Raw genomic sequence first — 26,349 nt, 5'->3', positions numbered from 1 at the left:
AAACAAAGAAATATAAAATGAAAAACTTAACATTAAAACCGACAATATTAGCGTCATCCCTGATGATGTTTTTACCCCTTTCTGCAATTGCAGATGACATTTTGAAAGCAGTGAATTCAGCAGCTAATTCACATATAGAATCTGCACAGCTAGTTAACAAAACAGGTATTGCTCAGGCTGATCGTCTTGTGTCTTATAAACACAAAGGCATTGCTCTTGAAAACAAACAGGGAAAAATACTCAGCCTGTTAAAAGGTAACTTCGGCAGTCTTGACGAGCGTCAGCTGAAACAAGGCTTACTTGTAGCGACCGTTGATCTGGATCGCCAACAGGCAATGCTGACTTTGTTTAACAACGTCTCTGATAGCTGGACAGCAACCACATATCTGCCAAAACCAGCATTTAAAATTGAAAGTGTTTGCCTGTATCAGGATGAGGCACAAAATGGGTTCTTGTTTCTGGTTGGTGAACAGGGACAAGGAGAGCAATGGCTGGTAGCTGATGCCTCCTCCCCCATTGCTCTCCCTCAATTAATTCGCCATTTGAGCACACCACCTGATAGTGAATACTGTCAGGTGGATGATTCACAATCACGACTGTATATCAATGAAGAAAATGTCGGTATCTGGTCTTATGATGCTCATCCGGAAGCTGATTTGAGCCGCTACCCCATTGCACTTACTAAACCCTTTGGTCAGCTAACAGATAGTGCTGCCGGAATGGCTATCGTACCTGGTGGCTTGTTAGTTCTGGATGCAAAAGCCAACGTTTTACACATATACCTTGATAATAATGGAAAGTGGCAGCATCAATCAGAATTTGCTCTACACAATGTTATCGAACCTGAAGCGCTTAGTGTCAGAGTGGATGGGAAACAGTTAGAGATTGCCATCAAACACGATGCTGGTTTAGCTTTCTACACCTTAGCATGGCCGCATAAATCGCTGGCAGCACCGGCCTCTATTCCTCTGGTTCAACCAGCAATACAAACCGATCCCGTTCCGAGTTTAGGGGATGCCGCTGATGATCCTGCTATTTGGGTTAATAAAGCTCATCCTGAACAAAGTCTGGTTTTAGGCACGGATAAACAAGGCGGTTTAGTTGTTTATGATTTAAAAGGCAAAACCCAGCAGTTTTTGCCGGTTGGACGACTGAATAATGTCGATGTCCGTCATGGTTTTGATTTCAATGGTAAACAGATTGATTTAGCGGTTGCGAGTAACCGTGATCATAACTCACTGCACGTGTTTGCAATTGATCCAGTAAATCAACTTGTCACTGAACTGGGTGAAGTTGCCACTACGGCACAGGATATTTACGGCCTGTGTATGTATAAAAATAAACAGGGTGATATCTACACTATTGTTAATGATAAAGATGGTCGTTTCTTCCAATACCTGATGAAAGAAGACCATGGCCGTATTGCCGGTGAATTGGTACGTGAATTTAAAGTCGCTACGCAACCTGAAGGCTGTGTGGCTGATGATAAACATGATCGACTGTTTATTGGTGAAGAAGACAGAGCGGTATGGGCACTTGATGCCCGGGCCGATCAATCTACGGTAATGACCCAAGTCATGTCGGTTGGCGAGCATCTGAAAGATGATATTGAAGGCATCAGTTTATATCAGAGTGATAAACAGGATTATTTGTTGATATCCAGTCAGGGCAATGACAGCTATGTCATTCTGGACGCCCTACCTCCATTTACCTATCGCGGCGTATTTCGTATTGGCTTTAATACAGCTGCCGGTATTGACGGTGTTTCAGAAACCGACGGTCTGGATGTGAGCAGCGTCAACTTTGGTCAGCCATGGCAACAAGGCATGTTGGTTGTGCAAGATGGCCGTAATCGTATGCCACTGGAAAATCAAAACTTTAAATATGTGCCATGGTCGGTGATTGCTGATCAACTCGGCCTGACTAAGCAGAGTAAATAAGGAGTCAATCATGGAAACTACAATGCATGAAATGACTATTTGGGGATTGGTGAGTGATGCCAGTGTATTAGTCAAAATTGTGATGTTAATTCTGGTCGTAGCATCGATGGTGAGCTGGTATTTGATTCTATGGCGTTCAAATGTACTAAGTCGTCTGGAGAAACAAAACAAACAGTTTCAGCAACAATTCAGACAAACAGCTGATATGGGTGTATTACCAGCTGCAACAACTGATGTGACCTTATATAAAGCGATGCCTGCTATTTTTCAGACCGGTTGGCAGGAGTATGAAAAATATCAGCATGTGTCTTCTATGTCACAAGATGAAAAGGTCGAAAATGTTGAGCGTGCCATGCTGGTCAATATTGGCGAGCAGGAAGCCGAATTAGAAAAAGGATTGTCCTATCTTGCCACGATTGGTTCAGTCAGCCCATATATCGGTTTGTTTGGCACTGTCTGGGGCATTATGAATTCATTTATTGGCTTATCTCAGGTTGAACAGGCCACATTGAATACCGTTGCACCGGGGATTGCTGAGGCTTTGATTGCTACAGCTATTGGCTTGTTTGCGGCTATTCCAGCCGTTGTGGCATACAATCAATTAAGTAAACGCGCAGGTGATATCAGCACCCGTTATTATCATTTCGGTAATGAGTTTATCACTCGCTTACAGCGTGTTTTGCATCGCACGCCACTGGCAAAGGCTGCGTGAGGTTACCATGCTGAGAAAACCTGTTGCCAAACATGCCTTGAAAGCAGAAATGAATGTGGTGCCTTATATCGATGTCATGCTGGTGTTGTTAGTGATTTTTATGGTCACTGCTCCCCTGCTGGTACAAGGCGTGAAACTGGAGTTACCAAAAATCGCGTCAGAAGCGCTACCCACTGATAGTCAAAAGACAATTTTGACCTTATCCGTGGTCGCCGATGGTAGTTATTATTGGAATGTCGGCCCCGAGGTTGATATTCAATCACGTTCTGATCAGGCGGTCTCATTAGATGAGATGATCAATAAAATAGAACAAATCAAGCTGCAACACGAGGCATTATTATTTTTTATCCGTGGTGATAAAAGTACTGATTATGCCTCTGTTGTGAAAGCCATTGCTGCATTACAAAAAGTCGGGATTGCGGATGTCGGTCTGATTACGGAGTCGCCCGATGCCTGAATTAGCAATGCCTGGACAGCAGTATCTGAGTCAGCCATTTTCCTCAGCTAAACTCAATAAATCCGCTTTATTGGAAGTGGGTTTGTTTCATCTGGCCATTGCTGGCTTATTGCTTAGCTCATGGACACCTGCCATTCAACATGAGCCAGCGGTAAAAACAATCAATATTCAAATGTTTGAACTGCCAAAACAACACAACCCTATTGAAGAAAAAGTGCTTGAAAAGACGCCTCCACCGGTTGAGCCCGAACCAGTTATTGAACCCAAGCAGGCAGTTAAAAAGGCGATTGAGAAAAATAACCTTGCCTTCAAGCGAGTTGAGAAACCTATCAAAAAACCGATAGAGAAACCTGTGCCCAAAAAAACGGTTCAAAAGAAGATAGAGAAGGTAACAAAAACCGTTGAAAAAAAACCTGTTAAACCAGTGACTAAAACCGTTAATCAGGAAAAACGGCTAAAGCCCTCCCCTAATAAACAGGCCGTGGCAACGAATAAAAGTGCTAATCAAGCTCAAAAAGTACAAATAAGTTCAAATGAGGTAGAAACTGACACATTTTCTGTAGAACACTATAAACCGATTGAAAAACAGGCACCGGATTATCCTAGAGGTGCTTTACGAAAAGGATTGGAAGGCGATTGCACAGTGCGATATACCGTTAACAAACAAGGTCGGGTTGAGTCAGCTGAAGTATTAGCCGGTTGTCACCCTTTGTTTAAACGACCATCGTTAGCTGCAGCCAAAACTTTTCGTTATTCGCCACGTATCGTTAATGGCAAAGCTGTAGCTGTAACAAATGTTCGTAATACTTTTGAATACCGTATTCACTAATGGAAGATAAACGCTTATGACACACTCAACATCATCAGATTTTCATCAACGTCTGGCGTCATACGATGATGAGGCAATTAATGAGACTCAAGAAAAAAGCCTGAATAACATCGCCATGTCACGTCGCGATGTATTAAAAGGCAGTTTAAATGCGGCTGCTTTAGGTTTTTTAGGTCTGAATCTATCAAGTCGTTTAGCATTTGCCGGTGATAATGCTCTGCCCCCTGCACCATATATTGGTTTTCAACATATTCAGCCACGTACCGATCCTTTATTTGACGAAGTTGTGGTGGCTGATGGCTATCAGGCAAAGGCCTTTTTCTCCTGGGGAGATCCTGTTGAAACCGGTGCGACAAAATGGAAAGCTGATGCCAGTAATAGCTGGCAGGAACAGCTAAAACAGGCTGGCGATAATCATGATGGTATGCATTTTTTTGCTTTCCCTAATGATAATAACCGTGGTCTGATGGTGATCAATCATGAATATATCAATGCGACCCTGCACACAGATGGCCTGAGCTATGATGAACAGGGCAAACGCTTGCTTGATGATGTCAAAAAAGAACAAGCGGCTCACGGCGTCAGCGTTATCGAAGTCAAAAAAGATAGTCAGGGAGAATGGCAACGGGTCTACCCTTCTCTTTATAACCGCCGTATATCAACCTTAACGCCAATGAAAGTTAGTGGCTCATTAACTGGTCATGATTTATTCAAAACCGTTTCGGATCCAAATGCCATTGAGATTATCGGTACCTTGAATAATTGCTCGAATGGTTTCACACCCTGGGGAACCTATCTGGCCTGTGAAGAAAACTGGCATAACTATTTTGTGAATCATGACAAAAAGGATTATCAGTCACGTGTTTCTCATAAGCGTTACGGCATTTCAACTGGCAAACAGGATAATTATTACGGTTGGAGTACCATCGATAAACGCTTTGATGCCACGCCTGACGATTCACTGCCCCATCAAGGCTATGTCAATGAGCCTAACCGTTTTGGCTGGGTAGTTGAGATTGATCCTTTTGACCCACAAAGTAAACCTGTCAAACGTACTGCGTTTGGTCGCTTCTGCCGTGAATGTGTCGCACCTGCTATGGCTGAAAACGGACAACTAGCTTTTTATTCAGGTGATGATACCAAGGGTGAGTATGTCTATAAATTTGTGCCTTCACAACGTTTTGATAAAGCTGATATGCAGAAGAATCGAGACCTACTCGATGAAGGTACTCTGTATGTCGGTCGGTTTAATGATGATGGCACAGGACGCTGGTTACCATTAGTACATGGCAATGAAGGACTCACCGCTGAGAATGGATTCCCAAGTCAGGCCGAAGTGCTGGTTAATGCCCGTGCAGCTGCTGATATATTGGGTGCAACGCCAATGGACCGTCCGGAATGGGCTACAGTCAATCCACATAATCTGGATGTTTATGTGTCACTTACCAACAACAATAAACGTGGTAAAGAGTTTGAGCTCAATGCGGCTAATCCACGTCCCAATAATCGTCACGGCCAGATAATTAAAATCATGGAAGATCAGGCTGATCCGGCAGCAACAACTTTTAACTGGTCATTATTTGTACTGGCTGGTGAAAAAGCGGGTTCTACAGATGCTAAAGGCCAGCCGGTTCCAGCACATTTAGTTGGCGATATTCAAGGAGATATTTTCTCTTCTCCTGATGGCTTAGGTTTTGATCGTGATGGCCGCTTATGGATTCTGACTGACTATGATGATGAAGATCCTGTTATGGTCAATATGGGCTGTAATCAGGTGTTATGTGCCAACCCACAAACACAGGAAATCAAACGCTTTTTGGTTGGCCCGAGGGGGTGCGAATTGACAGGCATAACCTGGAGTCCTGATTACAAAGCGATGTGGGTGAATATTCAGCATCCGGGTTTGAGCTACCCTGCTTCTGATGGACAAACACGCCCCCGCTCGACGACTGTGCTAATCACTAAAAATGATGGCGGTGTTATTGGCACATAGTGGCTGAATAAAGACATACATTTGGCATGACAGGTTTTGAATGACCTGTCATGTCTGTTCTTTTTCTTAGCCAATCGCTTAGCGTTATTCCACAATAACTGTGTTAAAACAGGTAATGGCTTTATTTCTCTTTTAACAATTGTTTTTTACAGGCTTGTAACTCAGCACGATGTTCATTACTGACCTGCGGATATTCCATTTTTAATGATTCAAACGTATCAAGAATGATCTGCGAGGTAATTAATCGTGCATTTTTTTTGTCATCTGCCGGGATCACATACCAAGGCGCTTTCTCACTACTGGTCTCAGTTAAACATTTTTCATAAGCCGTCATATACTCATCCCAATAGCCTCGTTCATTCATATCCGCCGAGGTGAACTTCCAATTTTTTTCTGGCTTATCGATCCGTGCAATAAAACGCTTACGCTGTTCTTCTTTAGACAAGTGCAGGAAAAACTTGATCACTCGTGTGCCGTTTTGAAATAAATGATTTTCCAAGTCATTAATGGAGTTGTAGCGCTGTTGCCATATCGCCTCATCTCTCAATAATTTATCGGGCAGGTTTTGACTATGCAGGATTTCTGGATGCACGCGAACCACTAACACCTCCTCATAATAGGAACGGTTAAATATACCGATACGGCCACGTTCAGGTAAACATTCGTTAGTGCGCCATAAAAAATCATGTTGCAGTTCTGAATAACTGGGATGTTTAAAGCTGAAAACCTGACAGCCCTGAGGATTAATGCCTGACATAATGTGACGAATGGTGCCATCTTTACCGGCTGAGTCCATCGCTTGGAAGATGATTAATAGGGAATAACGGTTGGACGCATAAAGCCGCCGTTGTAATTCACTTAACATTGTCACCTGTGATTTTAATTGTTTTTTGTAGTCTTTTTTAGAGTCATAGATAGCATTGATTTCAGTAGGCCATTTTTTCAAGTTCACCTTATCTCCCGCATGTACTCGAAATGTATCGCTGTCTATTTTCATTGTCGCTATCCCCCGATTAGAGCCAGTGCTATTTGTTAGTCTCAATGTCGTAAAGTGTCTACCTTTGAATGATATCAGACAACGCTGTATCAACATTCTCTAACTTCGAATGTTAAGCACGTTTGTGCAAAACGTGCTCCCAGTGATAATTAATTTGATCAAATAACTTGATCATATTGTCCAGAACACCAGCTTATTTCATCTCGCGATAACGCTATTCACCCTAACAAGATATTCAGCATCCGGGTTTAAACTATCCCGCGTCTGATGGTAAAACACGCCCCGTTCAACCACGGTACACATCACCAAAAATGATGATGGTGTTATAGGTACTTAAAAAGACATAACAGGAACGTTCTGAATATTGTTTAGTCACTACTGATATATGTGAAAAATCATCCCCATTGATAGCGGGGATAGATATTTACTAGCTCAATAACCATGTAGTAATACACATAAAGGTTGTAGAATCAGGCAAGTCTAATATTGCCTTTCCACCTATAGTATTCTCATCTTTAATTCTTTTACTCAAGGGAGTTTCATCTATGAAAACTGTTGCTTATGCCGCTCATTCTTCGGATACCCCACTCGCTCCATTTCACTTCGAACGAAGAGAATTGCTTGATAATGATGTAGCAATGGAAATTCTCTATTGTGGTGTTTGTCACTCTGATCTGCATGTCGCGAGAAATGATTGGGGTGGTTCTTCTTATCCTGTTGTACCCGGTCATGAAATTGTAGGTCGCGTCACGGCTATCGGTAAGAATGTCACTAAATACAAAATTGGTGACAATGTGGCTGTCGGCTGTATGGTAGATAGTTGTCAGGAATGTGATGAATGCCATAATGATCATGAACAGTATTGCCGTAATAGATTCACCTTGACGTATGGATCACCGGATCGCATTACCGGTGAGATGACTCAAGGTGGCTACGCTAAACACATCGTCGTACGTGAAGAGTTTGTATTACGACTCCCTGAAAACCTGGATCTGGCTAAAGCGGCACCTTTATTATGTGCAGGCATCACCACCTATTCTCCTTTAAGAGAATGGAATGTTGGTCCAGGCAGTCGCGTTGGCGTGGTTGGTATGGGTGGTTTGGGCCATATGGCCATCAAACTTGCCGTGGGTTTAGGTGCAGAAGTAACCGTCATAAGTACTTCACCTAAAAAAGAAGCCGATGCCAGAGAGCTAGGTGCACATAACTTTTTGGTCTCAAAAGATGAAGATGCCATGGCTGCCTCAGCTTCTGGCTTCGATGTCATTATTGATACCGTTCCCGTCAACCATGATCTGAATCCCTATATTCCTTTATTAGATAATGATGCGACGCTGGTTATGGTTGGCCAGATTGGGCCAATTGAAGGCCCAAATACAGCACCCATGATTTTTGGCCGTCGTCGTATTGCCGGTTCATTAATTGGTGGCATCAAAGAAACACAGGAAATGCTGGATTTCTGTGGTCGAATGAATATTCTGCCTGAATGTGAAATGATCAAAATGGATGAGATCAATACGGCGTTTGATCGCATGGAACGTTCTGATGTGCGTTACCGCTTTGTTATCGATATGGCCTCATTAGAAGCGTAATAAGTATCTGGGCAGTCAGTTTTGGCTGCCCTTTTCATTTTCTGACAACACATATGAATACAAAACCTCTGGCTGAATTGCTTAGCCGCTATGCCCCACACGATGGCCTGTTTGATTTACCTATTCCCGGTGTCCGCGTTTTTCGTGTATCACACATTGACGAGGTCGCTGTTCGAGGTAATAGCCAGCCTGGTATCTGCGTTATTGCTCAAGGTGCTAAACGCGCCATTATCGGCACTGATGTATATGAGTATGATGATTCCAGAATGGCTGTTTATTCCACAGAAGTGCCCGTCTCTGCCAGGATTATTGAGGCCAGTGAAGATGAACCTTATTTATGTCTGATCATTGATATTGATCAGCAAAAACTGGCTGAAACGGCATTAAAAGTCTTTCCATACGGTCTACCAAAAACGACTGCAAGCAAACCTATTTTCATCGGTCCGGCTAATCCTTACATTATCGAAGCAACTACACGTTTAATTGCTTTGTCAGCACAAACAGGTGTGTCCGAGTTGCTCATACCATTAGTGATGGAAGAAATTTATATTCGCCTGTTACAAAGTCATATCGGCAAATTGGTGGTACAGATTGCAACCACAGATTCCCATCTACAAAAAGTCTCGGCGGCTATTTCCTGGTTGCAGGAAAACTTTACTGAACCGATGAAAGTGGATGAGCTGGCTGAACGCGTCAATATGAGCATCTCATCGTTTCATCATCACTTTAAGGCGATAACCTCGATGAGTCCGTTACAGTTTCAAAAAGAGTTACGTCTTTATGAAGCGAAACATCTTATGCTGTCAAAAATGATGGATGTCAGTACCGCCTGTATGCACGTAGGTTATTCCAGCGTGTCACAATTTAGTCGGGAATATAGCCGCTTTTTTGGTCAGCCACCGAGCAAAGATATTCAGCTTCAATCAATGGCCGTTTAAAACTTAAAGCGCTATTAAGCTGAGTTTCCGACTGAGATTTTGGCTAAGAATAATGGGCGGAAAGCACTCACAAGTGGACGACATAAATATATATAAAAAATTGAATGTACTTTTGTGAGTGCTTTCCATTGCGAATGGCTGAGTGTAGATAAAGATCGTCCAAGTCACAATATGTGATTGTAATTATTATGAATTAGCGCACAAAAAAGAATGTATTATTTCTACTCAGGTATATGATTAAATCTAAGATCTTATTCTCTTGAGCTGCAAAGCCTCTCAGAGACGGCTAATAAAGCCTGCCTAATATACTGTTTCTTTTGTCGTCACAAACTTTTCACTTTTGACTGCGACTAGAAAGACTATTCCCGCAACCATAATCACCGCCGTCAAAATCAAAGCAAGATGATAGTTACCATTATGACTAGCCAGATATCCCGCTGCTGCAGGAGCAATGATTTGTGCTATGCCGTAACAAATGGTTAAACGCGCCATGGCTTTTGCTGGATTTTTGGGAAATTTGTGACCAATAAACGTCAGCATCAAGCTAACGATGCCGGTAAAGGTAACACCAAAGATAGCGGCAGCAATCATATTGGTCAGCAATGAGTCAGAAAAAACGGGAATCAGAATTGCAACAATCTGTAGAACATAGGTCAGTAATAAGGTATTGAGCTCCCCTATCTTATTAGCCACTTTATCCCATAAAAAACAGGCCGGTGTTGCCGCAAGGCCAAGTACTACCCATATCCAGTCGCCTTTGCCAGCTAATTGAGGCATGTCTTCCAGAATTGCCACTATAAAAGTGGCACTGACTACATACCCAACACCAGCACAGGCATAAGCTAAGATAAGTTTTATCATCCAACTACGCGGTGGCTCAGCCAGTGTTTGCGAGGCTTTATGTTGTGTTGAATGTGGTGGCGGTATCCATAGCCAGGCAGGTATAAAAAACACAATGCCAAATAGCCCCATCAGGATCCATTGACTATCCCAGGCATAAAAGTGATTCATCAACACGACAGCTGTTCCCGGTATTGCTATACCAAGGCCAAGCCCCATGAAATGTAAGCCAAGCTCAGGCTTGAATTGATGATGTTTCAGCCAACTTAAGACAAAGCCTGATGACAATATGACGCCAGCAGTTCCACTCACTCCAGCAATAAACCGCAATGCGACCCAGCCATAGAGTTCTGTTGTTATCCCCATTGCAATGGTAGACAGAACAGCAATCACCAAACAACATTGATAAAAACGAAACTTAAACGCGAGATTATTGGTGAATGATACTAATATCACACCGGTCAGGTAGCCTATGTAATTAAACGTTGCCAGCCAGCCACCGTTTACAATCGTTAAGTCTGTCTGACTTAACATGTGTGGCAAAAATGGTGTATAGGAGAAACGTGCAATACCGACCGTTAAGATGACTGCACAGATACCTGCTGTAATAACTTGTATCCGTTGAGTTTGTGTTGCCGTCTGAGGCTGAGTCATGCATGAACCATCTAAGTGTGAATAATCAGTGTGCATGTTATCACTCAGACAGTAAATAATAAGCAAATCTTAAAAAGAAATACGCTGGAAAGCCCCTCTTTCCAGCGTAATCAATTATGCTGTGAAACGTTTATTTATTGAGCAAAATCTTTTTGTAACTGGTTTAAGCCAGCGTTATAAACACCTGTTATTGCATCAATCGCTGCTTGATCATCAACACCGTCGGCGGCATCAAAAGTTGAGCTCCAGCTAACAATTGATTTACCTTTGCCATCATCCGATACAGAGATAGTTGACTCATAGTTTTTTACAGGTAAAGGTGATTCCAGGATGGCATATGAGTAGCTGTTATCAGAATCAGAATAAGCTGTGAGCTGTTCGAGAATTGTCCCGCCATTGCCTAAGGATAAAATACGCTCTGCATCAACCTCATTATTGTTACCTGATTTGAGATCACTACCAACCACAACAGGATGCCAGACATCCAGACCATTAAAATTCCCCACCATTTTCCACACTGTAGCTGGACTGGCATTCACGCTAACCTGTTCGTCAACGGATAAATTACCTGCTGCAAAAGTGGATAAGCTGGTCAACATCAGCGCGGTAGTTAATGCGGTTTTTAAAACTGTGCGTGTTGTCATTGTCTTGTCCTTATTATTTTTTTGAGGAACTATGATTATTTCAGTCCATACGGTTTAAAGCTATTCTCCTGATGGACTAGTCCGATCGGACTAGCTAAGTGTATTGCGTAACCACCGATACAACGATTCTGGCTGAACAGGTTTAATTAACACATCAAGCTTGGCGACTTGCCTGATCGTTTGCTCCAGTTCTACTGAGGCGGTCACCATCAGTGTCGGTATGATTTGTTTATAGAAATCGCAGATCAACTGGCTCAGCTCGAGGCCATTATCTCCAACTAAATGATAATCAGCCAAAATGACATCGGGTTTTAGAGGTGATATTTTTAAATAATCTAACAGTGTGGTTTTATCGGCAAAACTCTGACACTGACAATTCCAGCTTGCCAGCAACTGTTGCATGCCATAACGCGTATCAGCATCATCCTCTATTAACCAGATAGTCAGGTTCAAGTGTTCAAAACTTGCTAAGTGCGTCACGCTAGTATTTATCACTAAAGCAGCATCGGCATATGGAGCATCAATATAAAATAGACTGCCTTTACCTTCAACTGACTGAAAAGCAAAATTTAAGTTGAGGTTTTGAGCAGTTTTATTCACGATCGACAAGCCCAGTCCCAGTCCTTTATCAACCATTTTCCGGGCTTCATCTTCACGATAAAACGCCTGGTAAATATGTTGTTGTGCCTGCTGTTTTATGCCAATACCTGAGTCCAGCACACAGATTCGGACAAAGTCAGAATGACGTCGACAACCAATAATCACTCGCCCTTTTGATGTGTAACGAATCGCATTACTCAACAGATTCCGTAGCATTCGTTCAAGTAAATTAGGATCGGTTTTAATAACCGCTGAGCTATAGATATAGTGAAGTTCAAGCCCCTTCTCTTCTGCCACAATCTCAAATTCAACAAATAACTTATCGAGAATTCGGCTAATCGGGAAAACATCGGCTTGGCTATTGAGTTTACCTGCATCTAACTGACTCAAATCCAGCAAGGCACCAAACATGGTATCCATATTGTCGACGGCAGAATGAATTTTCCCAACCAGTAATTTTTGCTGCTTAGAGTCCTGGCTTTGAGTTAATAGCTCGGTCAATAGGCCGATTGTATGAAGAGGCTGTCTGAGATCATGGCTGGCAGCACGTAATAAGTTAGACTTGGCTTCATTGGCTTCATCAGCCAGTTGTTTTAAATGTTTTTGGGTATCGAGTTGTTGATGGGTGCCTGCAAGGTAGTGACTCATTTCGGCTAATTGTTGTGCTCTTAATAAAGCCAGAAATAAATATACCGACAGTAAACTGGTGATTATGGCCCCTGCAATCAGCCCAATATAAGGTATATAGGAACCAGATGCGCGGTGTTCACTAACATCAGGAAAAATACTGATAAGCCATTGTTTATCAGCGACTTGCAATGGAAACGTCCAGTGCAGATCTATACTTTTCCTTAACTGAATGACGCTGGATAATTCGGTATTTTTGCTATAAAGCAATTGTTGGCTATTAGTACTGCCATCGTATAAAGCCAGCCCGACATCATCGTTATCGAACACATCACCAAATAGTCCATCAAAATCATATAAGCCAACCACATAACCTAACAGATTCTGTTCTTTATCAAATAAGGGATGGAAAGCCTGAAATCCATATAAATGCTGTTGCTGATAAAAAATCGAGACACGATCGGTAATAGCTGTTTTATGTGTATTACTTGCTTTGGTCATCACATGCTCACGTGTTGCCACAGCTGCTAAATTAAGACCATACCTCAGGTCAGTCCCTAAAGGCGGATACACTGCCCGAACAGGAAAGTAGACGGTATGTTCATTCACCGGTTTTGGCATGCCATGACCTGTTACATCATAGACATGATAATTCCTTACCCCCTCAGAACGAACACGTTGCTCAAACTCTGGCAACGCTTGTTCAGTTACCTTTGGTACCCAGGCTAAACCACGGGTGCCGGCATGATAATGTGTTTCAGTATTAAATATACGTTGCAGTTGTTCAGTGCTGATGTCACCTCTGGCTTGGTAGAGGTTGGCGACATTCGTTAATGAATCTAAGGAAATATCAATGTTGGTCTGAATTTGTTCGATATGCGAACGTACATTTTTTTCACTTTCCACAAACAAGCGTTGCTGAGTGATTTTTTGTAATTCAAGAAATCCAAGTAGTGAAAATGACAGGCCGCACACCATAACAACAGCAGCCCAGATCGCAATCGTTTTCGTTCGTTCAGGTAAAAACCACTTTTGCTGTGTATTCATTACGATCAGATTAAGTCATCTCAACAGGACAAGAAAATACGGTCATGCGATACTTTGCCATACAACCTGAAGGAATGATAAATAAACATCATGAAATTGCTGATTGCTGATGACCATGAGCTATATCGTGACGCATTAGTCATGTTGATAATGCAACACTTTACAGACTATAGCTGCACTGAGGCGACGAGTTTTGATGAGTTGATTCAACGAATGCAATCAGAACAAGACTGGTCGGCATTTATTGTGGACTTACATATGCCCGGTCTTGATTTTGTTGATGGCATAAAACAGATAAAGCAACGTTTCCCAGATATACCTCTAATTGTCATCACCTCCTCAGATAATCCAGAAGATACACAGAGTGCCATGGCTGCCGGTGCTTTAGGTTATATCCTTAAATCCATGAAAAACGAGGAAATAATTCAAGCATTATCATTAATACTCAATCATGGTATTTCAATTCATCCCACTTTGCCTAAGAACCCAACACACCAGGAAGCTTTTGATTTCACGCCTCGCCAGCAAGAAGTATTAGCTATGATGTCAAACGGCGCATCGAACAAACGTATTGCTTTAGATATGGGCTTAAGTGAAAGCACCGTTAAAATTCATGTCCGTGCTATTTTGAATACACTTCAGGTATCAAACCGAACGGAAGCCGTGCTTAAAGCCAAACATTATTTAGATACACAAAAAAAGCCCCACCATTAGTGGGGCTCTTTTTTAGCTATCATCACGTATTGAATAACGCCAATGATAACTAGTCTTTTTTATAAAAATCATACTGATACATGATTAACCTTCTGTAATATCTATATCAAATCAAGGCGCGATAAACACTGCTTTATAGCGGTTACTGATGGCTGAACTGCCCTCACTGGTAGCGATAAAGTGGAATTCATGTAAGCCTGATTCTGTAGTATCAGAAGGTAATCTGACCAAAGCGGTGACCGGCACGACTTTACCTGGTTTTATAGTAACGCCCTGCTCTAAACCATCTACGCTAGCTGATGACAGACCTTCAATGTGGTAGTTCACAACAAGTGGCTGATCTGTTTTATTCAGCAGCTTTAAGGTGTATTTATTTTGAATATCACCGTTACTCATTTGGATATATAACGGTCTTCTTTCATGAACCACATTAAATTCGGTTGGGTCAAAATGAGTAAATCCATACCCCACACCGATAATTGAAAAAGCCATGATCAGACTGTAAACAATGACTCTAGGGCGCTTAAATAGGCTGACTTCAGCTTGACCTTGATGTAGCTCTTTATGGGACGCGTAACGAATCAGGCCTCTGGGCTCATTGATTTTATCCATAATGCTGTCACAGGCATCGATGCATAAACCACAGGTGATACACCCCTCTTGCTGACCTTTACGGATATCGATACCCGTCGGGCAGACAGCCACACATAATTTACAGTCGATGCATGAGCCTTTATTGGCATCTTGTGTACCTGAACGAGATAACTTACCTCTTGGTTCGCCACGTACTGCATCATAAGCAGGTAACACAGTTTCCTGGTCATACATCACCCCCTGTAAACGTGCATAGGGACATAACCAGAAACACACTTGTTCACGCATAAAACCAGCGAACCAGTAAGTGAAGAAAGTAAATATGCCCATCGCAACCCAGACTGGTGTGGCGGCTTGAAGAGAAAAAATATCGCCCCATAGCTGATACGCATCAGTAAACCAGGCTGAGAAGCTGATTCCAGTAAGAATGGCGATAGCTAACCAGACAATATGTTTACCTAATTTTCTAATCGCTTTATTCGTGGTCATTGGCGCAGTATTAAATTTACGCTGCTTTTGTGGCGTATTACCTTCAAACTGACTTTCGATAAAGGTAAAGACATCAGTCCATACAGTCTGGAAACAGAAATAACCACAAAATACACGTCCTGCAATGCTGGTCGCTGCAGCTAATAATATAGCGAAGAACAACAGCGTTAGAGACAGCACCCATATATCCTGAGGATATAAGGTCAAACCAAATAAATGAAATTGTTGTTTAGGGATATCAAGCAATACAGCCTGATGACCATCCCAACGTAAATATGGGCCAAGAAAATAGATTAGCCAGACTGACATACTGAAGTTTTTTAATGTTCGATAACGCCCTTTCATTCGTTTAGCAATGACATTCTCCCCCTCACCGGTATGGACTTCCCAGTCGGATAAGGCGTCATAAACTTCAACTTTGATAGGTATTTCTGATAGTTTGCTCATCACAGGATCTCCTCTGTGGCTAAATGCTGAAAACGAGTAGTTTTTTATAGTTATACGATGGTTTTTGAACGGATTAAGCCAGGCCGGTATAGCTCCGACAATAACGTTAACCCTTGTTTTAATGACTCAAAATCGCTGCTGGCCCCAAGTGATATACGTACGGCCTGGCTACGACTCCGCGACATGACAAATGCCGTTGAAGGCACAATAGACACACCTATCCGACTCGCTTGTTCGGAAAAATCCAGTGCTTTATAACCATGAGGCAGTTTTAGCCAAAGATGTGGTGAAGCAGGATGTGACCATATATCGCTTTGCTGAAAAATAGACTTGGCTAATGATTGTCTTATGATGTTTTCAGCCTTAATCGCCTGAGTAATCTCATCAATTTTATTGTGTGTAATCCAATGCGATACAACGGCGGTCATTAATGGTGGTGCCATTAAATGACTGATTCGCATTTCTTCAGTTAGTCCTAATGCATCATTAATATTTGGTGATGCAATATAGGCAACACGTAATGAAGGGCTGAGACATTTAGAGAGCGTGGCGACATGCCAGGTACGATGTCTGGCCAGGTTATACAGTGACGGTAATCTCTCATCAATGAAATGATAATAGGGATCATCTTCAATAATGGTGAGGTTATATTGCTCTGCTACCGCGGTTATTGTCTCTCTGCGTGGAGCAGGCAATGTTGCAGTCGTGGGATTATCAATATTCGGAATCACATATAAAACATCAATGGATTGTTTGGCACATTGCAGTTGTAACTGTTCTGGAATGATTCCCTGTTCATCCATATTGATACCGACGACGTCCAGTTGTAACTGATCGGCCATCGCTCTTAATCCGGGATAAGAAAATTCAGGAGCAGCAATTGTTTTTGCTCCTTTGCGTTTGAGATAACTTAATAGACAAAACAAAGCACTGTGAGCACCGCTTGAAATCAGCAGTTGATCGCTATTTAGCCCCGAAAGTTTGGATGACAACCATTGCTGACCGGCAAGTCGATCATCCGGGTGACCAGCTGTTTCCTGATAACAAAGATGGTGTGAAGCAGAAATACCAGAGAGACTGAGTTCACTGATTGCTTCAGCAATTTTTTTCTCGAGATTCAATCCGCTTGGAATGGGCGGGTTATTCATGCTTAAATCCAGTGTTTTACCTTCAATAAGCTGTGATGAGTTGTAGTGAGAAAAGGTGGTCTGAGCAATAAAGCAGCCATTTCCTCTTTGGGTTTCAACCAAGCCCCTTCTGGCAGCTTCGTTTATGGCTCGTGTGACAGTCGTCAGATCGATAGACAGTGCATCAGCAATTTGCCTCTGTGCAGGCAAACGATCACCGGGTTTTAATAAGCGGTTTTTTATGTCCGCTTCAATGGCTTCCACAATACCGATGTATTTAACCCGGGCATTTGTATCAATTCTTGGTGACCACATAGACATCGTCTACCCCTTTGTCATTAGCCGTACAATTTGGAGTAGATGCTATGCCTTGCTATCTTTGTATGCAATAAAAACATACAAAACAAGTCATTGTATGGATTGTAATTTTTTTAATTACATACAATTAAGTCTTTTTGAAGCCTTATGGATTTTATTGTTGCGCAAAAAGTATATCTGCCGTTTATTCCCACATAACATCAGCCTTAGCATTAGCTGCAGCCTTAAGCAGCTCGATCAATGGCAAAGCACGTGTTGGAACGGAGATTTGTGAGCTTTCTTCATCATCACTGTCATCGCCTTGCCCTTCTTTTGCTTTTGCGTCGTTGACGGCTTGCTCTAAGCGTTGCAGATAGGCTGGTACATCTTCAGCGACAATAGCACTTGGCACAGTACCACTGTGTCCCATTAGTTTTAGTAAATGAATGGCAACATCACCAAACATGGTGATATCGGCGTACGGCTTAGTTTTAAATGTAACAATCATGAGAACTCCCGTCATCTGGTAAACAATAAGCAATATCTTACGTGGAGTTTATAGATAATGTTTAAAAGAATGTAAGGCAGATTTAACCGTGTCTGCCTGCAACTTTATTCATAGATATAACGAATTTCATTGGCCGGCAGAGGCTCACAGAAATAATAGCCTTGTAGCACCACTTCATAGTTATTGTCTTTAAAAAAAGCGAGCTGTTGTTCGGTTTCAACACCTTCCACAACTACTTCTAACTTCAATTGTTTTGCCATCGCAATGATAGCGGTGACAATCGCAGCGTCATTGTCATCGCTCACCAGATCATCAATAAATGATTTATCGATCTTTAAGGCGTGTATCGGGAATTTTTTGATGTAACTGAGTGATGAGTAACCCGTACCGAAATCATCAATAAATATTTTTACACCAATATTTTTGAGCTTTTCTAATATGGAAAAGCTCTCATTTAAATGATGCATCATCAGGTTTTCTGTAATTTCAACCTCAAGGTATTCCGCAGGCAACTGATAACGCTCCAAGGTAGCTTCAATCAGCTCAAAAAGTCTGTTAGGTTTGCCTGTATGCAAAAATTGTCTTGCCGATAAATTCACAGATATGTGAGCAGGAAAACCTGAGTCCAGCCATTGTTTTGCCTGTTCACAGGCCTTATCAATCACCCATTCGCCTATTGAGACAATCAGCCCGCTTTTTTCAGCAATCGGAATAAAGACGGTTGGTGAAACATCACCATGATCAGCACTATGCCAGCGTAATAAAGCTTCAAAACCGACGGTATCTCCAGAAACGATATCGATCTTGGGCTGATAATACAGTTCAAGTTCATTATCAGTGATAGCCCGTCGCAAACGATTTTCCAGTTCAAAGTGATTCTGTACTGAACTATTCATTTCATCACTGAAGAAATGGTACTGATTTTTACCTAAAGCTTTGGCATGTCTTAGCGCATTGTCAGCATCTGAAAGTGCCTGATCCACACTTTCGATACCATCGCTAAAAAAGGCGATACCGATACTGATAGAAATATAAACTTCATGTATACCAATGGTAAAGGGCTCATAAAAACTACTGATTATTGTCTCAGCAATATTCGCTGCGTCGACGGGCTCGTTGATATACGTCATCAATACAACAAACTCATCACCTGCAAATCGGGTGAGTGTATCGTTTTTATTTAAGCTCTCGGGCAGCCGTTTTGCTACTGCTGACAGAAGTGAATCTCCTACCATATGTCCCAAAGAATCATTGACCCGTTTGAAATCATCCAAATCAATAAATAGTAATGCTTGGGCAGTCTTCTTCTGCGAGGCGAGTATGACAGCTTGTTTCAATCTATCCGTCAATAGTGACCGGTTAGGCAGACCAGTCAAAGCATCAAAATGTGCCAGATAATCTAAATCGTATCTGGCTTTTTCGACTTGTTCTATCTTCTGTGCATTATCCAGTGCCAGTGATAATGTATGAGCAAAACTTAACGCAAATAATTCATCATTTTTATCAAACTGCTCGCCTGATATTTTTTCACTCAGCAGTATATAACCGAAGGTATGTAAGTCCCGCCGAATTGGAACAATAAGAATGGGTGAAACCCTAGACTCGCCTTCTTGGCATTCATCGCATAATGAATTTAAGCGTTGCGGAGTCTCGGGTAATTTGTCCATGTGCAAGGTCAGACAATCATGAATAGTCGCTAATTGTTCCTGATTAAAGCCAATACCGTCATAGTGAGTGATAGTATTTTTATTATCAATAAGTTGAATAGAAGCCGAGCGGCATTGCACGATTTCCGCAAGGGCTTTTATACCTTGTTGTTTGACTTCCTGCCCAGCAGAAATAGTAACAAGACACGCCAATAAATCACGCGAGCGATCGTGAAGTTCTTCCAAACGCTTCGACCAGGAAAGCAACTGTTGATACTCATCTTCAATTTGTTCGCGTGAAATATGAGATTCGGTGAGTAGATGCTGTTTTCTATTAACGATACGTTCAAATATTCCACTGCGTGTGACCACGCCAGCAAATCGCTCATGCTCTATAACCGGTAATAATTCCTGGCCATTGATATCCAGCATGGCCAAGCTTTGTTCTATCGGTGTTTCTGGTGTGACAAAAACGTTAGGAGAGGTTTTACATAAATCAGCAAATATCCAGTCAGGATGTTTAGATACTTCTTGAAGAGTGACCAGACCACAAAACTTGCCGTTGCTAGCTGATTCATTAAATACTGCAAAAATCGTGTTTTTATCAATCTTTCTCGGTCGTTCTTCATCAAGTACATACTGAATCAAATCAGTTTGTAGGCAGTCTCTGACAAGTAACGTATTCATTTTATTCTGGATAAATGCACATCAATATTAAGCTCAATATGGAGTACTTCATCTGAACCTAATAACGACTTTGTATGAGTTAAAACAAAATCCATTAACTGCTCACGGCTGATTCTTCTTAACAGTGACTGTCGAATCAAGATATCGCCAATAACCTCATCATCTACTTCAATATGCTCGTAGGGTGTTTTTACTAACAGATCCAAAGCCCTTTTCATTGCTATGCAGCCAATAGGAGCATCTTTGCCCATGACAAGCATATCTTTCAGTGGCGGCATCTTATACTCACTGATTCTGGCAGAAATATAAGAACCTGATTCTGAGCTTACTGACATCCCTTCCTTCTTTAATTAAACTGTTATTAAGTTAAGTAATGACGCGATACGCATACTCTGTGTGTGGCTACGACTTATTAAAAACAGATTTATTTATTAAATGCAAATAATCATAAAAACACAAAATATGCAAACTATATATGCATTTCAAATAAAATTTATAAAACCAATTTAAGCTATTGAAATTCGTTCATTACTGATAGCTTCATTTAGTAATATTTCCAGTGTGGAAGGTAAATCACTGTCATGGGCTTGATGTCATAAACGGCTCAGAGCCGCAGTTTCCGATATTCTCATTGGAGAATTTTGAATCTGAATTCTAACGTTATAATCCGATTATGGAGTTAGGAATTATTCCTATAGTGACTCTATTTGTGAATAAATTGACATTATTTAATATCGTGCCTACATCAAATAATTAAAATCGACCTGGAATAATTTCTCAACAGCCATGATATCGCGTTGGTTGGATATGAAAATGATTAAATGATCATCGGGTGCAATAACTAAGGACTTCTCAGAAAATAATACTTCACCTTTACGCAAAATCGCTGCTACAGAAGCGCTTGCCGGCAGTTTGAGCTGTTCCAAATAGCGGCCAACAACTTTTGAGGTATTGAAATCACCATGAGCGATGACCTCTATAGCTTCAGCTGCCCCCTGTCTAAGAGAGTGGACGGTGACCACATCACCTTTCCGAATATGAGTAAGCAAACTGCCAATCGTGATTTGTGCCGGTGAAATTGCCAAGTCAATACTAGTGCCTCTGACAAGCTCAACGTGGCTGGCTTTACCTATGATCGAGATAACTTTTCTTGCACCCATGCGTTTGGCAAGCATAGCAGACAGAATATTAACCTCATCATCATTGGTTACGGCACAGAATACATCTATCTTGCTGATATTCTCTTCTTTTAACAGATTGGCATCACCCGCATCACCATGAAGTACGACCGTTCTTTTTAAATCCTCAGCGATAAACCTGGCCCGTTTGGGATTGGACTCAACAATTTTAATTTTATGATTAGCTTCAATCCGTTTAGCGAGTTGACGACCAATATTACCGCCACCTGCTATCAGAATACGTTCATAGGTTTTGTATGCATGGCGAAATACTTTCACCAGTTTAGATATATGGTGTGTCAGTGCTAAAAAGAAAATCTCATCACCTGGCTGTAATGCTACTTTACCCGACGTTGGAATAACTTCATTGTTCCTGAAAATGGCAGCGACACGCATTTTTATATCAGGCAACATATCGAGTAATTTACTGATGGGTTGCCCAGACATGGGGCTTTTGTCACTGACTTCTACAGCCACAAGTTGTGCCTTGCCATCAAAAAACTCCACCACCTGTAACACTTCAGGTTGCTCTATTAAACGCTGCAGATACGCTGTAACCAGTTGTTCCGGACTGATAATAACGTCAATAGCAAAGGCTTCAGGTGAAAATAAGGCCGGGTACTCAGCATAGTCAGAAGCACGAATCCGCGCCAGCTTTTTAGGGGTTTTGAATAAGGCATTAGCTACCTGACATGCGACCATATTAATTTCGTCATTCTGAGTGACGGCAATCAGCATGTCGGCGTCTTCAATCCCTGCTGTAATCAATGTTTCCGGTGATGAGGCATGACCATTAACCGCACGGATATCCAAGCGATCCTGAATACGCTCCAGTAAATAACTGTCGGTATCAACGACGGTGACATCATTTCCTTCATTCACCAGACTTTCAGCCGTTGAGCTACCAACCTGCCCCGCACCCAAAATAATAATTTTCATCGTTTTTCCTCTGCTTTTAATGACGCCAATAAGCGGGAATAAATAAAATCAGCAAGGTAAAGATTTCTAACCGTCCTGCCAACATACCGAAGACCCCGAGCCACTTCACCACATCATTCACACTGACAAAGTTAACAGCAACCTCTCCCAGCCCCGGTCCTAATAAATTAATTGTGGCAACTACTGCGCCAAACGCACTTTCCAGATCCAAACCTGCCGCCATCATCGCAACGGTCAGAAAAAGTGATGTCACGATATACAGCACATAAAACCCCCAGACTGAATACAACACTTCTTCAGAAACAGCTCGTTCACCTTGTTTAACCACGACTACAGCACGGGGATGTGCGAGGTGAAATAACTGTCTTAAACCCAGCTTGGCTAATAACATAACTCGCATCACTTTAACGCCGCCCGCTGTAGAGCCGGCACAACCGCCAGTAAATGACAAAATCACCATAATCAATGGAATGTGCAGCGGCCAAGTGGCAAAGGTTGCTGTACCAAATCCGGTACTGGTCAGCACTGAAGCAACCTGAAAAGCCCCATAACGAAGTGACTCTAAAACAGAGCCATAGGCATGTGAGAGGTACAGACTGGCCGCAACAAATAGACTGGCGAATAGAAATACCAAACCATAGGTTCTGACTTCTGGATCTTTAGCATAAGGAGACAGTAATTTTTTTCTGAAAACAATAAAATGCACAGCAAAGTTAACACCACCTGCCAGCATAAAAATAATCGCAATCAGTTCAATAAGTGGGCTGTTATAAAAACCAAGACTGTCATCATGTGTTGAAAAACCACCCGTTGCCACCGTGGTAAAAGCGTGTCCAACTGCATCAAAAGCCGTCATACCAGCAAAGTAATAAGCAATACCACAGAGGCTTGTCAGAATCAGATAGATGATCCATAGGGAACGCGCCGTTTCGGCAATCCTGGGGGTGAGCTTTTCATCTTTTGCCACACCTGATGTTTCTGCTCGATAGAGCTGCATGCCACCGACCCCAAGTAAAGGCATGATAGCGACTGCAAGTACGATAATCCCCATGCCGCCAAGCCATTGAATTTGTTGTCTGTGATACAAGATTGACTGGGGTAATTGATCGAGGCCAGTAATAACTGTAGCCCCGGTTGTGGTAAAGCCAGATATTGACTCAAATACGGCATCGGTCAAATCCAGATGCAAGCCAAAAAGGAACGGTAAAGCACCGACCAGGCCCAATAGAATCCAAAACAGCGTTACCACAAGAAAACCATCTCTAACGGAAAGTTCTTGTCTCTGGTTCCGGTTCAGCACCCACAATACCAGCCCAATGGCAATGACTGATAGCATGGACAACAAGAAGACATTCAGTTCGCCATCCTGGTAATACAGCGATACTATGATGGATGGCACGAAGTTCAGACTATAAAACATCAATAAGATACCAAATAGTCTTAGAATGGCTCGCCAATGCATTGATTAACTATCCTTAATTTGTATGACTGACTGTGAAAACAAACAACAGCAATGAAAAACAAACCTAAATTAACAGCTTTCTACCGGGCATTATGCCTTGCAGAGATAACGACATTGTAAAAATAATATAAAAATCACCTAAACAAGCGATAGATAACGTGTTCAATATAACTAAAACCACTTCTCTTATAACAGGATATTGGCTTGCTACATTAACCGTTATCGTTATCAGTCTTGTCACAGAATTATTAACACCCTGGCTACCGCATACCAGCTTATTACTGCTTTTTATGGCTGGCATTGTATTTATTTCAGCCAAAACAGCACTTGGACCAGCCATCTTTGCCAGCGCCCTGAGTTTTACTGTCTTCAACTTCTTTTTTACAGAACCATTTTTTACTCTTGATATCACCCATCGCCATGATTTTGCGACCTTACTTTTATTTATTTCTGTCAGTTTGATTACCGGAAATCTGGCGTCGAAAATGCGTCAGGCTATTGCTGATTCAAGACAGGCACTTGATCGTCAGCATCGTTTCTTTTCTTTCAGTCAGAAAATGACATCTGCCGCCACAAGTCAGGAGGTAATGAGCAGGTTGAAATATGCTGTTGAACAAACAACATCCACGCCTTTTTGTTTTATTGAAAAACAGCAACAACAATTCATCTGCACACCATCAACATTCTCAGTACCTGACGATGAAATACTGAATAGCATTTGGCAATATGAAAGAGAGGATGAGCTGCCACATATAAAAGGTCAGTTTTTCAGTTTACGATCGGCTGATAAAACACTGGCACTTATCTATCTATCCAAGCGATTGTCTGAATCGCAATCCTCTGCTCTACATACTTTTTCTAATCTGGCAGCATTAGCTTTACAACGGACATTACTGGCTGAAGATTTGGAAAAAACCCGATTGATATCTGAAACTGAGCAGCTACGTTCTGCCCTGTTATCGTCGGTTTCACATGACCTTCGAACTCCGCTTTCCTCCATCATTGGCTCAGCTTCAAGCTTACTCGAATATCATGAAAAACTATCTCAACAGGATCAACAGCAACTGCTAACCACCATTCTGGATGAGTCACAACGACTAGACCGACATATTCAGAATTTATTGGATATGACACGCTTTGGTCAGGGCAAAGTCACACTGAAACGCGACTGGGTTGATATCAAAGATATTACTGCTGGTGCCTTATACCGGCTCCACGATGAATTAGATAAGCGGCACGTTGAGATAGATATTCAGGACAATATGCCTATCATCTGGGTACATGGTCTACTCATTGAGCAAGCGCTGGTCAATATTCTTGATAATGCATCACGTGTGACGCCTGTCGGCGGGCAAATTCATTTAGCTGCCAGACTGACAACTGACTGCATTGAAATTGATATTTCTGATAACGGCCCCGGTATTGCTGATCAAGAAAAAGAAAAGATATTCGATATGTTTTATAGCGTAGCCCATGGCGACTCACAAACCAAAACCGGCACAGGATTAGGTTTAGCCATATCAAAAGGGATGATTGCTGCACATGGCGGTAATATTACGGTTTTAGATAATCCATCTGGTGGCACAATAATGCATGTCACCCTACCCAAACATCCTGTCGTCTATGGTCCGGAAAAATGAACATCGCAGCAAAAACCATCCTTATCATTGAAGATGAAGCACAGATTAGACAGTTTCTCAGAATCAGTCTGGAAGCACAGTCATACACTGTTGTTATCGCAACAAATGCTGCGGAAGGACTTGAGTTAGCAGGCAAGCAGCCTGTTGACCTCATCATTCTTGATTTAGGTTTGCCAGACAGAGATGGTCAACAAGTTATTCAGGAACTGAGAAAACGTTCGCAAATCCCCATTATTGTTTTATCTGTAAGAGCCAGCGAAGATGAAAAAGTCAGGGCACTTGATGCTGGTGCCAATGATTACGTCACCAAACCTTTTGGTATCAGTGAGTTAATGGCAAGGGTTCGGGCACTTATTCGGATTAATGACAATCAACCCAGTACTCAGGCCAAAATACAGTTTGATAATTTAACGATTGATACACAAAGCCATGAAGTCTGGTTAGATAATCAAGCTATACATCTATCACGAAAGGAATTTGAGCTGTTGTATCAGCTAACAGTCACGCCGGGACGGATTCTCACTCATCAGCAATTACTCAAAATTATTTGGGGTGAGCATTTTGTCAGTGAAACGCATTATCTGCGTATTTTAGTAGGTCACCTTCGCCAAAAGCTGAATGATGATCCCATGCAGCCCCGCTTTATTATTACTGTGCAGGGAATTGGCTATCGTTTCAAATATTAAAACAATATTTATTCCCTCTGCCTCTTGAATATCACCATCGACCACGCTCACAATGAGCCCTTAAC

Annotated in this window: 21 protein-coding genes; 10 read left to right on the top strand and 11 right to left on the bottom strand. The window is 41.9% G+C overall.

What is annotated here, in order from left to right:
- The first annotated feature begins 17 nt into the window (after window positions 1-17).
- The 5 genes from BM232_RS09275 to BM232_RS09255 are packed head-to-tail and all read left to right on the top strand — an operon-like array spanning window position 18 to window position 5,931.
- A complete protein-coding gene (locus BM232_RS09275) occupies window positions 18-1,940 on the top strand; it encodes a phytase (RefSeq protein WP_091713827.1) in 1,923 nt (640 codons plus the stop codon).
- Between the two features lie 10 nt (window positions 1,941-1,950).
- Window positions 1,951-2,652 (top strand): protein TolQ, encoded by a 702-nt coding sequence (gene tolQ, locus BM232_RS09270; RefSeq protein WP_091713825.1) that lies wholly within the window; start codon window positions 1,951-1,953, stop codon window positions 2,650-2,652.
- 7 nt (window positions 2,653-2,659) lie between these two features.
- On the top strand, window positions 2,660-3,109 hold the full coding sequence (locus BM232_RS09265; protein WP_091713822.1) for an ExbD/TolR family protein: 450 nt from the start codon (window positions 2,660-2,662) through the stop codon (window positions 3,107-3,109).
- On the top strand, window positions 3,102-3,938 hold the full coding sequence (locus BM232_RS09260; protein ID WP_091713820.1) for an energy transducer TonB: 837 nt from the start codon (window positions 3,102-3,104) through the stop codon (window positions 3,936-3,938). Before BM232_RS09265 ends, BM232_RS09260 begins: the two co-directional genes overlap by 8 nt.
- Before the next feature lie 16 nt (window positions 3,939-3,954).
- Window positions 3,955-5,931, top strand: a complete 1,977-nt coding sequence (locus BM232_RS09255; protein ID WP_091713818.1) for a PhoX family protein — start codon at window positions 3,955-3,957, stop codon at window positions 5,929-5,931.
- 121 nt (window positions 5,932-6,052) lie between these two features.
- Here BM232_RS09255 and BM232_RS09250 read toward each other — a convergent pair whose 3' ends face one another.
- Window positions 6,053-6,928 (bottom strand): ADP-polyphosphate phosphotransferase, encoded by an 876-nt coding sequence (locus tag BM232_RS09250; RefSeq protein ID WP_091713816.1) that lies wholly within the window; start codon window positions 6,926-6,928, stop codon window positions 6,053-6,055.
- Window positions 6,929-7,473: 545 nt separating this feature from the next.
- On the opposite strand from BM232_RS09250, the gene BM232_RS09245 reads away from it, so the two are divergent.
- Both BM232_RS09245 and BM232_RS09240 read left to right on the top strand, forming a co-directional pair.
- Window positions 7,474-8,520 (top strand): NAD(P)-dependent alcohol dehydrogenase, encoded by a 1,047-nt coding sequence (locus tag BM232_RS09245; RefSeq protein WP_091713813.1) that lies wholly within the window; start codon window positions 7,474-7,476, stop codon window positions 8,518-8,520.
- A 53-nt stretch (window positions 8,521-8,573) separates the two neighbouring features.
- Window positions 8,574-9,458 carry an AraC family transcriptional regulator gene (locus BM232_RS09240; protein WP_091713810.1) on the top strand — a complete coding sequence of 295 codons (885 nt, stop codon included), beginning with the start codon at window positions 8,574-8,576 and terminating at the stop codon, window positions 9,456-9,458.
- A 300-nt stretch (window positions 9,459-9,758) separates the two neighbouring features.
- Here the strand turns inward: BM232_RS09240 and BM232_RS09235 are convergent, their stop codons facing one another.
- The 3 genes from BM232_RS09235 to BM232_RS09225 form a co-directional block, all read right to left on the bottom strand.
- The gene (locus BM232_RS09235) at window positions 9,759-10,952 is read right to left on the bottom strand and encodes a YbfB/YjiJ family MFS transporter (RefSeq protein ID WP_091713895.1); all 1,194 of its coding nucleotides are present in this window, start codon (window positions 10,950-10,952) and stop codon (window positions 9,759-9,761) included.
- 134 nt (window positions 10,953-11,086) lie between these two features.
- On the bottom strand, window positions 11,087-11,596 hold the full coding sequence (locus tag BM232_RS09230) for an SRPBCC family protein (protein ID WP_091713808.1): 510 nt from the start codon (window positions 11,594-11,596) through the stop codon (window positions 11,087-11,089).
- A 90-nt stretch (window positions 11,597-11,686) separates the two neighbouring features.
- Window positions 11,687-13,870 (bottom strand): CHASE domain-containing protein, encoded by a 2,184-nt coding sequence (locus BM232_RS09225; protein WP_091713806.1) that lies wholly within the window; start codon window positions 13,868-13,870, stop codon window positions 11,687-11,689.
- A gap of 90 nt (window positions 13,871-13,960) precedes the next feature.
- On the opposite strand from BM232_RS09225, the gene BM232_RS09220 reads away from it, so the two are divergent.
- Window positions 13,961-14,584 carry a response regulator gene (locus BM232_RS09220; RefSeq protein ID WP_091713803.1) on the top strand — a complete coding sequence of 208 codons (624 nt, stop codon included), beginning with the start codon at window positions 13,961-13,963 and terminating at the stop codon, window positions 14,582-14,584.
- 111 nt (window positions 14,585-14,695) lie between these two features.
- Here the strand turns inward: BM232_RS09220 and ccoG are convergent, their stop codons facing one another.
- From ccoG to BM232_RS09185, 7 genes are all read right to left on the bottom strand, one after another.
- Window positions 14,696-16,114 (bottom strand): cytochrome c oxidase accessory protein CcoG, encoded by a 1,419-nt coding sequence (gene ccoG / locus BM232_RS09215; protein ID WP_091713801.1) that lies wholly within the window; start codon window positions 16,112-16,114, stop codon window positions 14,696-14,698.
- Between the two features lie 50 nt (window positions 16,115-16,164).
- Window positions 16,165-17,562, bottom strand: coding sequence for an aminotransferase-like domain-containing protein (locus BM232_RS09210; RefSeq protein ID WP_091713799.1), 1,398 nt, complete (start codon window positions 17,560-17,562; stop codon window positions 16,165-16,167).
- Window positions 17,563-17,743: 181 nt separating this feature from the next.
- Window positions 17,744-18,046, bottom strand: coding sequence for a DUF1840 domain-containing protein (locus tag BM232_RS09205; protein ID WP_091713797.1), 303 nt, complete (start codon window positions 18,044-18,046; stop codon window positions 17,744-17,746).
- 104 nt (window positions 18,047-18,150) lie between these two features.
- Entirely contained in the window at window positions 18,151-20,379 is a 2,229-nt protein-coding gene (locus tag BM232_RS09200) for an EAL domain-containing protein (RefSeq protein ID WP_091713794.1), read from the bottom strand.
- Complete coding sequence (locus BM232_RS09195) at window positions 20,376-20,714, bottom strand: type 2 periplasmic-binding domain-containing protein (protein WP_091713791.1); 339 nt, start codon at window positions 20,712-20,714, stop codon at window positions 20,376-20,378. Before BM232_RS09195 ends, BM232_RS09200 begins: the two co-directional genes overlap by 4 nt.
- Window positions 20,715-21,119: 405 nt before the next feature.
- On the bottom strand, window positions 21,120-22,496 hold the full coding sequence (gene trkA, locus BM232_RS09190) for a Trk system potassium transporter TrkA (protein ID WP_091713789.1): 1,377 nt from the start codon (window positions 22,494-22,496) through the stop codon (window positions 21,120-21,122).
- A 16-nt stretch (window positions 22,497-22,512) separates the two neighbouring features.
- Window positions 22,513-23,958, bottom strand: a complete 1,446-nt coding sequence (locus BM232_RS09185; protein WP_091713786.1) for a TrkH family potassium uptake protein — start codon at window positions 23,956-23,958, stop codon at window positions 22,513-22,515.
- 158 nt (window positions 23,959-24,116) lie between these two features.
- Between BM232_RS09185 and BM232_RS09180 the strand changes: the two genes are divergently transcribed.
- Both BM232_RS09180 and BM232_RS09175 read left to right on the top strand, forming a co-directional pair.
- Entirely contained in the window at window positions 24,117-25,598 is a 1,482-nt protein-coding gene (locus BM232_RS09180; RefSeq protein ID WP_091713783.1) for a sensor histidine kinase, read from the top strand.
- A complete protein-coding gene (locus BM232_RS09175; protein WP_091713781.1) occupies window positions 25,595-26,284 on the top strand; it encodes a response regulator in 690 nt (229 codons plus the stop codon). Before BM232_RS09180 ends, BM232_RS09175 begins: the two co-directional genes overlap by 4 nt.
- The last annotated feature ends 65 nt before the right edge of the window (window positions 26,285-26,349 follow it).

Origin of the sequence: Methylophaga sulfidovorans, from assembly GCF_900114205.1 — a bacterium.
Taxonomy (GTDB): Bacteria; Pseudomonadota; Gammaproteobacteria; order Nitrosococcales; family Methylophagaceae; genus Methylophaga; species Methylophaga sulfidovorans.
The sequence above is the reverse complement of the archived record's forward strand: the minus strand, read 5'-3'. Positions and strand labels throughout refer to the sequence as shown.